The sequence below is a fragment of the Alphaproteobacteria bacterium genome (assembly GCA_015231795.1).
GTDB lineage: Bacteria > Pseudomonadota > Alphaproteobacteria > Rhodospirillales > WMHbin7 > WMHbin7.
Window position 1 is genome coordinate 461,839 of sequence record JADGAX010000002.1, and the last position, 11,804, is coordinate 473,642.

Genomic DNA, 11,804 nt, shown 5'->3' on the forward strand with positions numbered 1-11,804 from the left:
ATGCGCCAGCATCAAACGCTTCTGACCATTGAAACCAAGGGGGCCGGGCTTTACGAGTTCACCTCCGATGCGGCGTCCTTTGTCGCCAAGGCAGGCCTGCAAACGGGCCTGTTGACGCTGTTTTGCCGCCATACCTCGGCCTCGCTGACCATCCAGGAAAACGCCGATCCCGACGTGGCCCGCGATCTGCAAGAATGGTTCGCGCGCGCCGCACCCGAAGGGGCGGGCTGGATGCGCCACACGCTTGAGGGACCCGACGACATGCCCGCCCATATCAAGGCGGCGCTGACGAATGTGTCGCTGTCTATCCCCGTCATGGACAAGCGGCTGGCGCTGGGCAGCTGGCAGGGCTTGTATTTGTTCGAACACCGCAAAAACCCGCATCGACGCCAGATCGTCTTGCATCTGATGGGCGCCTGACCGTTCGTTGATGCGCCGTTGATATCTTTCCTCGCCTTGTGAAATGGACCGTTGATTAATCCTTTGGGTAGGGTGAACCACCGCTCATGCCGATCAAACAACCGCAACAACCGGGTCGGCGCAACACCCAAGGGAGTCCGTTATGTCCGACAAAGAAAAGGAAATGCACGCCATATCGGCGTTGCGTTGGCGCGTAGCCACACTGCTTAGCGCCGCCATGCTTTCGATCTATTTCGGTTTTATCTTGCTGGTCGCTTTCGACAAGCCGCTGCTTTCGACCTTGCTGACCGATGGTTTGTCGCTGGGCATTTTGCTGGGCGCTTCGGTGATCGTCGGCGCCTGGGTGCTGACGACGATTTACGTCTGGTGGGCCAACACCACCTATGACAGCGCCGTCGCAAAGATCAAGGGGTAAGCCGACATGGAATCGATTCTCTTATTCTTCTTCTTCATCGCTGCGACGATGGGCATCACCTATTGGGCGGCCAAGCGCACGAAAACGGCCGAGCATTTCTATACCGCCGGACATTCGGTCACCGGCTTTCAGAACGGCCTGGCCCTGGCGGGCGACTATATGAGCGCCGCCAGCTTCCTGGGCATCGCGGGCCTGGTGGCGCTGAACGGCTTTGACGGATTGATCTATTCCACCGGCTGGCTGGTCGGCTGGCCGATCATTCTGTTCCTGATCGCCGAGCCTTTGCGCAACCTGGGCAAATACACCTTCACCGACGTGGTGGCCTATCGCCTGAAGCAAAAACCCGTCCGTATCGCCGCCGCCGTCGGCACGATGTCGGTGGTGCTAACCTATCTGATCGCTCAGATGGTGGGCGCCGGCACGCTGATCAAGCTGCTGTTCGGCCTGGATTACAAGCTGGCCTGCACCATCGTCGGCGTGGTGATGATGATCTACGTGCTGTTCGGCGGCATGATCGCCACCACTTGGGTGCAGATCATCAAGGCCTGCCTATTGCTGGGCGGCGCCACCGCCATGGCGATCATGGTTCTGGCCCAGTTCGATTTCAATCCCCTGAACCTGTTCGCCAAGGCCTCCGAAATGTACGGCCAGAAAGTGCTGGAACCCGGCACCAAGGTGGTGACCGGCGCCTGGGACGCCGTATCGCTGGGCTTGGCCCTGATGTTCGGCACGGCTGGCCTGCCCCACATTCTGATGCGCTTTTACACGGTGCCGTCGGCCAAGGACGCGCGGGTATCCGTGAAATGGGCGACCATCTGGATCGGTTCGTTCTACCTGATCACCTTCATCCTGGGCTTCGGCGCCATGGTGCTGGTGGGCATGGATGGCATCAAGGCGGCGGGCGGCGGCGGCAACATGGCGGCTCCGCTGCTGGCCAAGGCGCTGGCCGGCGACGCCTTCTTCGGCTTCATCTGCGCCGTCGCCTTCGCCACCATTCTGGCAGTGGTGGCCGGTTTGACGCTTTCGGGCGCCGCCGCCTTGTCGCACGATCTGTGGGTGAACGTCGTCAAGGGCGGCCATGCCTCGGAAAGCGAGCAGTTGAAAGTGGCCAGGATCGCATCGATCATCCTGGGCATCTGCGCCATCCTTCTGGGCATCGTCTTCGAGGGACAGAACGTCGCCTACATGGTGGGCCTTACCTTCTCGATCGCGGCATCGGCCAATTTCCCGGCCCTGGTGATGTCGATCTTCTGGAAGAAGTTCACCACGGCAGGCGCGGTCACCAGCATCCTGTTCGGCTCGATCGGCACCTTGGTGCTGATCTATCTGGGGCCGACCATTCAGGTCGATCTGTTGAAGAACGATCCGGCCAGCGTGCTGTTCCCGCTGAAGAACCCCTGTCTGGTCACCATGACCGGGGCTTTTCTGATCGGAGCCATCGTTTCCTTGCTTGCCCCTGAAAAGTCGGCGGAGGAAGGCTTCAAGGAAGTCGAGCACCGCACCTTGATGGGAGCCGATGGCTACCACTGAGGACTGATCGCTCATGATGCGGGGGCCGGGTGGCTTTGTCGCCCGGCCCTTTTCATTTCAACGGCAAGACATTAGGTTACGGCCATGCTCATCGACACCGCGCCGCTTTCCAAACTGGACAGTTTCCCCTATCGCCACCGCGTGGCGGAGGTGATGAACCGCCCCTTGCTGACCGGCCCAGCCTCGCTCTCGCTGGGCGAGGCCTGCCAGCGGATCGCCAAGGCCCGCGTCAGCGCCTTGGTGGTGGTGGACGGAGAGGACCGCCCCATCGGCGTGATGACCGAGCGCGATCTGGTGAACGCCATCGCCCATCGGGGCAAGGCGGCGCTGGACCTGATCGTGCACGACGTGATGTCGCGCCCGGTGCAAACGGTGGCCGACAAGGATTTCGTCCATGTCGCCCTGGGGCGCATGTCCCGGCTGGGCGTTCGGCATTTGGTGGCGGTCGATTGCGAGGGCAAGGCCATCGGCATGGTCACGGGCCGCGCGCTGCTGCAACTGCGCTCGCGCGAGACCATCTTGCTGGCCGACGGCGTCGCCACGGCGCAGAACGCCTTCGATCTGTACCGCGTCAAGATGGCGCTGCCTGAACTGGCGCGCCATCTGCTGGCCGAAGGGTTGGGAATGTTGGAAATCGCGGCGGTGATGTCCTCGACCTTGAAGGGAATCGTGGCCCGCGCCAGCGAACTGGCCGTCCAGTCCTTGGCCGACGACGGATGGGGTCAGGCCCCGGTCAAATTCTGCCTGCTGGCTCTGGGGTCGGTGGGGCGCGGCGAATCCCTGTTGGGCGGCGATCAGGACACCGCCCTGATTTTCGACGGCGGGCCAGAGCACGACGCCTGGTTCGCCGAGTTCGGCAAACGCGTCAGCCGTCTGCTGGCCGATTCCGGCATCCCTTACTGCCAAGGCAAGGTGATGGCCAGCGAAGCCTTCTGGCGCCGTCCGCTCGCCGACTGGAAGATCGAGATTTCCCGCTGGGTCGACAAGGCCATGCCGGAAACCATGCTGAACGTCGACATCTTCTTCGACTTCGCGCCCGCTTTCGGCGACGTGACGCTGGCGGCTTCGCTGAAGGCGCATGCGTTGGCCACGGCCGGCGCTTCGCCTTTCTTCCTGCGCATGCTGGCCAACGAGGTCGAACGGGCCGAACCGCCCCTGGGCGTTCTGGGCGGCTTTGATCTCGAAGACGGACGCCTTGCCGTCAAGCTGCATGGCCTGCTGCCCATCGTCAACGCCGCGCGCGTCATGAGCTTGAAAGCCGGTGTGGACGCCAACGGCACGGCGGCGCGCCTGGCCGGTCTGGCCTCGCTTGGCAAGATCGAGGAAAGCGATGCGGCGGAAACCCGCGACATCTACGAGCTGTTCTTGTCCGTCCTGCTCGATCAGCAACTGTTCGACTTGTCGGAAGGCCGTCCAGCCTCCTCCAAAATCGATCCCACGCGTTTCAAACGCTCGCAGCTGAACCGACTGAAGACAGGCTTCAAGCATCTGAAATTGACCAAGTCGATGATTGCCCATCTGCTGGGTCATTGAAGGCGCGCCCGGATGCCACCTCCCCTCTTGCCAGAAGTCTCGCCGCCGGAACAATCCTATGGCGCCAGATTGACCGGCGTGCTCGCCGCCCTGGCGGCCTTGGCCGGAACCGGCATGGCTGCTGGTATTCTTGGCGATCACCTGACCGGCAGCGACGTGACCATGCTGTTCCTGATCGTCGTCGTCTGGGCGGGCCTGACCTTCGGCCATTTGGCGGGCGGCGTCGCCGCCGTGGCGGGCATGCTGGCCAGCAACTTCTTTTTCTTCGAACCGCAAGGGGCTTTCGGATTCGACACCACGCGCGACGCCATCACCTTGTTCGTCTTCATCCTGGTCGCGATGACCACCAGCACGCTGGCGGCCAAGCTGCGCGAGGAAAAGGAGCGTCAGCGCTGGCACGGCGAACTGGCCGACCGTACCGCAAAGGCGCTGTACACCTTGTTCGAAGTCAATCAAACCCTGGCCAAGGTCATGCGGCGCGAAGAGCTGGTCGATTTGGTGGAGCAGGACATTTCCAGGCTGCTTGGCCAGCGCGTTCGCATGCTCGAAGGCGAGGAGATCGAAATTCCGCCCGCCTGCCACAGCGTAATCTTGAAAACGCCGCGCAAGATCTGGGGCGCGCTGGTGTTCGAGAATGCGCCGCAAGAATCCGAGGCGCTCGACCAGAACTTGCTGCACGAGGCGGTGGGCGAGCAGGTGGGGCTGGCGCTGGAGCGCATAGCGCTCACGGAAGAAATGGCCGAGACGCGCCTGCTGGCCGACGGCGAACGTTTAAGGCGCGCGCTGATGAATTCCATCTCGCACGATCTTCGAACGCCGATCGGCTCGATCATGGGGGCCGCTTCCAGCCTGCTGTCGGGCGAGGCGGAATTCAACGAACAGGCCAGACGCGATCAACTGACGACCATCATGCAGGCATCCAGGCGCCTAAGCCGCTATGTGCGCAACTTGCTGGACACGACGGTCATCGAGGCGGGCGCCTTGCAGCTGAATTGCGACTGGGTCGATCTGGCCGACACGGTTTCGGTGGCGCTCGATGCCGCCGAGCCGGTGTTGCAGGGCCGGCCTGTCGCCTTGAAAATGGATGCCGGCTTGCCGCTGCTGTGGCTGGATGCCATGCTGGTTGAACGCATTTTCGTTAACCTGTTCGAAAACGCCGCCAAATATTCGCCGCCCGGCGGCCTGATCGAAGTCAGGGCCAGCGTCGCCGGTCAGGAACTGACGGCCAGCGTCTTCAACGAAACCGAACTGCCGCAAGGCTTGGCCCTGGAACGCCTGTTCGATTCATACTATCGCGGGCCGTCGCCCGACCAACAAAAAGGGTCTGGCCTGGGCCTGTCGATCTGTCGAGCCTTCATGCACGCGCATGGGGGCGAGATTTCGGCCCAGTACGACGCGCAAAGACAGGGCTTGACCATCCGCCTGCGATTCATGATGACTGAGCAGGCCCCATGCGAGGAGACGATGGATGACTGACCCGCGCAGAATCGCCGTCATCGAGGACGATCCGCAACTGCGCCGCTTTCTTAAGACCGGCCTGGAGGCGCATGGATTCGAGGTGACGGCCGTGGAAACCGGCCGCGAGGGGTTGGCCATGCTGGTCGCCCAGCCCGCCGACGTGCTGCTGTTGGATCTCATGCTGCCCGACGCCGACGGCGCCGATCTGGTCAGGGAAATCAGGGGCTGGTCGCAGGTGCCGATCATCGTTCTGTCCAGCAAAAGCGCCGCCCAGGACAAGATCGATCTGTTGGATCTGGGCGCCAACGACTATCTCGCCAAGCCCTTCGACATGGGCGAGCTGCTGGCCCGCATCCGGGCGGCGCTGCGCCAGGGCATCGTCGCCAAGGGAAGCGATCCCGTCTTCAAAAGCGGCGCGCTTCGCATCGATCTGGTTCGCCATGTCGTTACCGTCGACGGCAAGACGATCCATTTGTCGCCGCGCGAATTCGCCCTGCTGCGCTATATGGCCCAACATGCCGACAAGGTGATCACCCATCAGATGATCTTGAAAGAGGTCTGGGGGGCCGCGCATCTGAACGATACGCATTACCTGCGGGTTTTCGTGGGCCGCCTGCGCCAGAAGCTCGAAGCCGACCCCGCCCGTCCCAGGCTGTTGGTGACGGTGTCGGGCGTTGGTTACCGTCTGTGCCGGATCGACGATTAGCCGTTCCTTTGCTAAGCTGTCGGCTTGCAAGGAAGAGGGGGGCGGCATGCGGCGGCAATTCATCTTGCTCTTCGAGCGACTGGTTTACGGCGACACCGATCAGCCCTGTCGCGAACGCATCGAAAAAATCCTGCGGGGCATCGGCCTCTCGATCCTGACCCTGCACGCGTTGATCGTCTGGCAGCAAGTCACCCAGCTGCAGATCTCGTACTTCTTCAGCATCCTGATCGATTCGCCGCTGAAATACGCCAGCCGGACGGCAAGCACCGTGCTCTTCGCCTTCGACGGCTCCTGGTGGGAAATCGCCATCAAGCTGTTCTTGTTGGTCACCGGCTATCTGCCAAGCCTGGTGATCCTTGTCGGCCCGCTCTTGCTGGTTCTGGCGCGTCTGGCTGAAAGCCGTCACTGGCGCGTCTGGCTCGATATCGTCCTGGCCGCCAACTGGCTGCTGTTCGGCATGAATGTCATGGCGATGCGCTGGGAGTGATCAAGCCTTCTTCGGCTCGCCCCTGAAACCCATCGCCACGACATAGGTTTCCTTGGAATCCTGGCGGCTGGCTTGCGGCTTGGCGTGGCGCACGGTGGCGAAATTCGTCTTCATGCGGTCGAGCAGGATCTTTTCCGCCCCGCCCTGAAACAGCTTGGCCACGAAGGCGCCCCCCGGCGCCAGAACGCCAAGGGCGAATTCAAGCGCCGTCTCGGCCAGATGCATGATGCGCAGATGATCGGTCGGCGCATGGCCGGTGGTGGGAGCGGCCATGTCGGACAGAACCACGTCGCATGGTCCGTGCAGGGCCGCCTTCAGCCGCTCCTCGGCCCCCTCGGCCAAAAAGTCGCCCAGCAGAACTTCGGCGTTCGGCACCGGGTCCATGGGCAGGATGTCGAGACCGGCCACCAGGCCGCCGCCCGGCTCCCCGGCCTTGACCCTCGCCACCGCCACCTGCGTCCAGCCGCCCGGCGCGGCGCCCAGATCGGCCACCCGCGCTCCCTTTTTAAGAAAGTGAAACTTGTCGTCCAATTGTTCGAGCTTGAAGGCCGCCCTGGAACGGTAGCCCTGGCGCTTGGCCGCCTCGACATAGGGGTCGTTGATCTGGCGGGTCAGCCATTGGCGTTGCGACAAGGTGCGCTTTTTCTTCGATTTTAGATTCTGCTTCATGCCGTAAGTCCATCAGCCAAAAGACATAATAGGCCTTCGCGCAGACCGCGATCAGCGATCCCCAGCACGGGGGCAGGCCATTGGTCATGCAGGATGCGGAATATCTCGATGCCCGACGGTACCAAGTCGGCGCGCTCGGGTCCGATGCAAGGATGGGCGGCGCGTTCAAGTTGCGACATGGCCGTCAGCCGTTCGCTGACCGCCCGCAGCTCGCTTAGGGTCAGCATCAAGCCATCGACCCGCTTGCGCTCGTAGCGGCCCAGGCCAAGGTGAACGGCCCCCATGGTGGTCACGGTGCCCGACGTGCCCAGCATGCCCGCCTCGCCACTTAGCAAACTATCGCGCAGGCGGTGGCGACGCTCGAAATTCTCCAGGCGCGAGCGCATGGCGGCCAGAGATTGGTTGCGCGCTTCTTCTGCGCGCTCCGACAGCGTGACCACGCCGATGGGCAGGGAATCGCAAGCCACGACCCCGTGATTTTCGCTTTTCTCGCGATCGACCCAGGTGACTTCCGTACTGCCGCCGCCGATGTCGAAGATCAGCGCGAAACGCGTCCTGGCGTCCAGCAGCGACCGGCAGCCGAGCGCTCCCAGCGTGGCTTCCTCGTCGCTGCTGATGATGTCGAGCTTCAGCCCGGTTTCTTGGGCCACGCGTCCGATGAAGGCCTGGCCGTTGCTGGCCTGGCGGCAGGCCGCCGTCGCCACCAGGCGCGTTAGTTCAACGCCGCGCTTGGCGATCAGGCGCGCGCAGTGGTCCAGCGCTTCAAGCGTGCGCGCCTGGGCGGCCTCGCTCAGATAACCGTTGGCCGACAGGCCTTCGCCCAGCCGCGTGATGCGCGAAAAGGACTCGACCACGTTAAAGCGCCCCTCGCCCATGGCGCGGGCCAGCAGCAGGCGGCAATTGTTGGTGCCCAGATCGAGGGCGGCGAGCATGGGGCCGTTCATGGGCCTGTCTTACCAGGAAGGCCCAGGCTGGTGGAATGGACTTCATGCAAGGACTGGCCGGGAAAAACATGTCCGTAGGCGCTTCTGGCCGCCAAGGCGGCCTCGGCGAAACCGGTCAGGATCAGTTTCAGCTTGCCGGGATAGCTGGCGATGTCGCCGATAGCGAAAACGCCGGGCAGGCTGGTGGCCATGGTGGCGGGGTCGGTCACGATGCGCCCCTTTTGCATTTCAAACCCCCAACTTGCCACGGGGCCGGGGTCGCCCAGCAAGCCGAAGAAACATAGCAGTCTGTCCGCATCCAGGCTTCTGCGCCCGCCCGCCAGATCGTCGATCACGATTTCGGACAGATGGCCTGACTCGCCTCGCAATTCGGCCAACTGGCCGGGAGCCACCAGTTCGATCTTGCCCTCGGCCACCAGCGCCATCAGCGCATCGATGCTTGATCCGGCGGCCCTGAATTGCGGGCGGCGGTGAATCAGCCAGACCTTGGCCGCCGTCTTGGCCAGCAAGATGGCCCAGTCCACCGCCGAATCGCCGCCGCCCGCGATGGCTATGCGCTTGCCCGCCAGATCGGCGGCCCGCTTCACCATGTAATGGACGGAAATCCCCTCGAACCTTTCGATGCCCTCCAGGGGCGGGCGCTTGGGGCCGAAGGCTCCGGCTCCCGAGGCGATGATCACGGCGGGGGCGGACAAGACAAGGCCGGTCTGGGTCTCAATCCGCCAGCCGCCTTCATGGGCCAGCAGCCTCTCCGCGCGCTGGTTCATGTGATAGGCGGGGTCGAAGGGTTCCGCCTGCGACACCAGACGGTCGATCAGTTCGCCGCCCAGGATCGTCGGCTGGGCGGGAATGTCATAGATCGGCTTTTCGGGATAGAGTGCGGCGCATTGCCCGCCCGGCTCGGGCAACGCATCGACCAGCAGCGCCTTCATGCGCGCCATGCCCAGGGCGAAGGCGGCAAACAGGCCTGCGGGTCCAGCGCCAACCACGATGGCTCCCGGAAAGGTTTCGCTCATGGCTCTTCCTCGCTGCCCGTTTTGCGTCTTTGCGGTTCGGGCTTATTGCGAAACAGGCCGCCGGGCGGCGGGCGCTTGGGCATGGCCAGTTTGGTGACCAGCCAGATCAGCAGCAAGGGCGGGGCGAAAACGATGACGAAACGTTCGGTCCAGTCGTAGAATTCGCCGCGCAGCTTCGACAAGATCAGCGATTCGCGGCAGTCGTAGCGCTGGCTGGAACGCTCGCCCCGGCATTCATCAATCTTGCGATTGTAGCGCTGCTGCTCGAAATAGGCTTCATGGCTGGGCACGTAAAATTCGCTCCAGCCCATGAAAAGGACCCAGATCAGGCCTGCCGCCATGGCAAGGTAGCGAAATCTCTGGGCGCGGCGCAGTTTGGCGTTATATGGGTGCATGACGGATCAAGTTTAGCCGCATTCCGTCAAGAATTCATCACCTGCTTGCCCGCCGCCGCGGGCTTGGCTACAACCTTGGCATGCTGGTGATCGATCTGGACGGCGAAACCGCCACCGCGACCTTGGGAGAACGCTTGGCCGCCCTGGCCAAGCCGGGCGACGTTCTGGCTCTAAGGGGCGGGTTGGGGGCGGGAAAAACGGCGCTGGCCCGGGCTTTCGTGCGCGCCTATACCGGCAGAAGCAATGAAGACGTGCCCAGCCCCACCTTCACCTTGGCGCAAATATACGAGGGTCCGCGCGGCGAATGCTGGCATTTCGACCTTTATCGGCTGGAGCGGGCCGAAGACGCCAGGGAGTTGGACATCGAAGAGGCTTTCGCCAACGCGGTCAGCCTGGTCGAATGGCCCGAGCGCCTGGGCGTCTTGCTGCCCGCCAGCGCCTTGCAGGTCGAGATCGGATTCGCCGATGATCCTTCTTGCAGGCGGGCTAGGCTGACCGGCTGGGACGAGCGGCTGAGGGGTGGTTTCAATGAGTGATGACTCGCGCCGCCAGGACATGGAGGCTTTTCTGAAGCGCGCGGGCTGGGCAGAGGCCCTGCGCCGCCCGCTGCCGGGCGACGCCTCATTTCGCCACTACATCCGCCTTGATCGCAATGGCCAAGCGGCCATGTTGATGGATGCCCCGCCGCCCAAGGAAGACGTGCGCCCCTTTCTTCTGGTGGCCCGCCATCTGACGGGGCTGGGCCTATCGGCGCCTAAGATTCTGGCCGAGGATTGCGACAAGGGTTTCCTGCTGCTCGAAGATCTGGGCGACGCCACCTTCACCCGCCAGTTGGCTTTGGGCGAAAGCGAGACGCGCCTGTACGATCTGGCGGTCGATACGCTGATCGGCCTGCATGCCAATCCATCGGCGGCCAGGATCGACGTGCCCCCCTATGACGACGACAGGCTGATGACCGAAGCCTGCCTGCTGGTCGATTGGTACATGCCCGCCATGCTGGGCTGCGAAACGCCAAAGGACGCAATCGACGATTATCGATCCATCTGGCGGCCTTTGTTCGAGCAAGCTAGGCGCGTGCCGGAAACGCTGGTGCTGCGCGATTTCCATGTCGACAATCTGATGGAGCTGCAGGGCCGCCAGAAGTCGGCCGCCTGCGGATTGCTCGATTTCCAAGATGCCGTGCTGGGGCCCATCACCTACGATTTGATGTCGCTGATCGAGGATGCCAGACGCGATCTGGCCCCCGGTCTGCCCGAAAGGCTGAAACAACGTTATTTGGCGGCCTTTCCAGCGCTTGACCGCCAAGCCTTCGACGCATCAATGGCGATCCTGGCCGCCCAGCGTCATTGCAAGGTGATCGGCATTTTCACAAGGCTCTATAAGCGCGACGGCAAACCGGTTTATCTGGGGCACATTCCCAGGCTGTGGCGTTTGCTGAACTCCTCGCTTGCCCATCCGGCGCTGGGCGGGCTGAAAAACTGGCTGGACCAGCACATGCCCGCCGACCGGCGAGGCGTTCCGTCATGATGCGGGCCATCGCCCTTGCCGCTGGCCTTGGGCTGCGGCTGCGCCCGCTGACGCTGACGACGCCCAAGCCGCTGGTCAGCGTGGCGGGCAAGACGCTGCTTGATCACGCGCTGGACAAGATGGCGGCATTGGGCGTCGAAGACTGCGTCGTCAACATGCATCATCTGGCCGACAAGATCGCTTCGCATGTGGCGGGGCGGCGCAAGCCCAAGATAACTTTGTCGGACGAGACCGGTCAGCTTTTGGAAACCGGCGGCGGCATCGCCAAAGCGCTGTCCTTCTTTGAAGGACAGGCCTTCATTGCCGCCAATGCCGACATTTTATGGACCGATGCGCCCGCAGCGCCCCAAGCCCTCGAACGTTTGCGCATCGCTTGGGACGAAGACAAGATGGACGGGCTGCTGCTGCTTGTCCCCAGGCCGGGGGCCTTCGGCTATGAAGGTGCAGGCGATTTCTTCATAGAGGCGGATCAGCGCCTGCGCAGAAAGCAGCCCGGCCAGCAAGCGCCCTTTGTTTTCGCGGGCGTGCAAATCTTGCATCCGAACCTGTTCGACGAGGCACCCGCTGGCGCCTTCTCGCTTAACCTTCTGTATGACAAGGCGCTGGCCAGGGGCCGTCTGTTCGGCCTGATCCATGATGGCGGCTGGTACCATATCGGAACGCCCGAGGCATTGGCCCAGGCGCAAGAGCTGCTGGGCTAATCG

14 protein-coding genes are annotated in these 11,804 nt (G+C 63.0%); 10 read left to right on the plus strand and 4 right to left on the minus strand.

Features of this window, described 5'->3' with window-relative positions; genetic code table 11:
- The 7 genes from HQL44_06430 to HQL44_06460 all read left to right on the plus strand — a co-directional run bounded on the left by HQL44_06430 (window position 1) and on the right by HQL44_06460 (window position 6,549).
- The gene (locus HQL44_06430) at window positions 1-420 is read left to right on the plus strand and encodes a YjbQ family protein (protein ID MBF0268210.1); all 420 of its coding nucleotides are present in this window, start codon (window positions 1-3) and stop codon (window positions 418-420) included.
- A 142-nt stretch (window positions 421-562) separates the two neighbouring features.
- Window positions 563-835 (plus strand): DUF485 domain-containing protein, encoded by a 273-nt coding sequence (locus HQL44_06435; GenBank protein ID MBF0268211.1) that lies wholly within the window; start codon window positions 563-565, stop codon window positions 833-835.
- Between the two features lie 6 nt (window positions 836-841).
- Window positions 842-2,365 (plus strand): cation/acetate symporter ActP, encoded by a 1,524-nt coding sequence (gene actP, locus HQL44_06440; GenBank protein ID MBF0268212.1) that lies wholly within the window; start codon window positions 842-844, stop codon window positions 2,363-2,365.
- An 84-nt stretch (window positions 2,366-2,449) separates the two neighbouring features.
- A complete protein-coding gene (locus HQL44_06445) occupies window positions 2,450-3,898 on the plus strand; it encodes a CBS domain-containing protein (protein MBF0268213.1) in 1,449 nt (482 codons plus the stop codon).
- 12 nt (window positions 3,899-3,910) lie between these two features.
- Window positions 3,911-5,374, plus strand: a complete 1,464-nt coding sequence (locus tag HQL44_06450; protein ID MBF0268214.1) for a DUF4118 domain-containing protein — start codon at window positions 3,911-3,913, stop codon at window positions 5,372-5,374.
- Entirely contained in the window at window positions 5,367-6,062 is a 696-nt protein-coding gene (locus HQL44_06455) for a response regulator transcription factor (protein ID MBF0268215.1), read from the plus strand. Before HQL44_06450 ends, HQL44_06455 begins: the two co-directional genes overlap by 8 nt.
- Window positions 6,063-6,108: 46 nt before the next feature.
- Window positions 6,109-6,549 (plus strand): hypothetical protein, encoded by a 441-nt coding sequence (locus HQL44_06460; GenBank protein ID MBF0268216.1) that lies wholly within the window; start codon window positions 6,109-6,111, stop codon window positions 6,547-6,549.
- Here HQL44_06460 and HQL44_06465 read toward each other — a convergent pair whose 3' ends face one another.
- The 4 genes from HQL44_06465 to HQL44_06480 are packed head-to-tail and all read right to left on the minus strand — an operon-like array spanning window position 6,550 to window position 9,573.
- Window positions 6,550-7,218, minus strand: a complete 669-nt coding sequence (locus tag HQL44_06465) for an RlmE family RNA methyltransferase (GenBank protein MBF0268217.1) — start codon at window positions 7,216-7,218, stop codon at window positions 6,550-6,552.
- Window positions 7,215-8,150: a Ppx/GppA family phosphatase gene (locus HQL44_06470; protein MBF0268218.1), complete on the minus strand. Its 936-nt coding sequence runs from the start codon at window positions 8,148-8,150 to the stop codon at window positions 7,215-7,217. Before HQL44_06470 ends, HQL44_06465 begins: the two co-directional genes overlap by 4 nt.
- Before the next feature lie 8 nt (window positions 8,151-8,158).
- Entirely contained in the window at window positions 8,159-9,178 is a 1,020-nt protein-coding gene (locus HQL44_06475; GenBank protein MBF0268219.1) for an NAD(P)/FAD-dependent oxidoreductase, read from the minus strand.
- Window positions 9,175-9,573, minus strand: a complete 399-nt coding sequence (locus tag HQL44_06480; GenBank protein ID MBF0268220.1) for a hypothetical protein — start codon at window positions 9,571-9,573, stop codon at window positions 9,175-9,177. Before HQL44_06480 ends, HQL44_06475 begins: the two co-directional genes overlap by 4 nt.
- Window positions 9,574-9,653: 80 nt before the next feature.
- Between HQL44_06480 and tsaE the strand changes: the two genes are divergently transcribed.
- Genes tsaE through HQL44_06495 form a run of 3 tightly spaced genes read left to right on the plus strand, consistent with a single transcriptional unit; the run spans window position 9,654 to window position 11,801 of the window.
- A complete protein-coding gene (gene tsaE, locus HQL44_06485; protein MBF0268221.1) occupies window positions 9,654-10,109 on the plus strand; it encodes a tRNA (adenosine(37)-N6)-threonylcarbamoyltransferase complex ATPase subunit type 1 TsaE in 456 nt (151 codons plus the stop codon).
- Window positions 10,102-11,100 (plus strand): phosphotransferase, encoded by a 999-nt coding sequence (locus tag HQL44_06490; GenBank protein MBF0268222.1) that lies wholly within the window; start codon window positions 10,102-10,104, stop codon window positions 11,098-11,100. Before tsaE ends, HQL44_06490 begins: the two co-directional genes overlap by 8 nt.
- Window positions 11,097-11,801, plus strand: a complete 705-nt coding sequence (locus HQL44_06495) for a nucleotidyltransferase family protein (protein ID MBF0268223.1) — start codon at window positions 11,097-11,099, stop codon at window positions 11,799-11,801. Before HQL44_06490 ends, HQL44_06495 begins: the two co-directional genes overlap by 4 nt.
- Window positions 11,802-11,804: the final 3 nt, after the last annotated feature.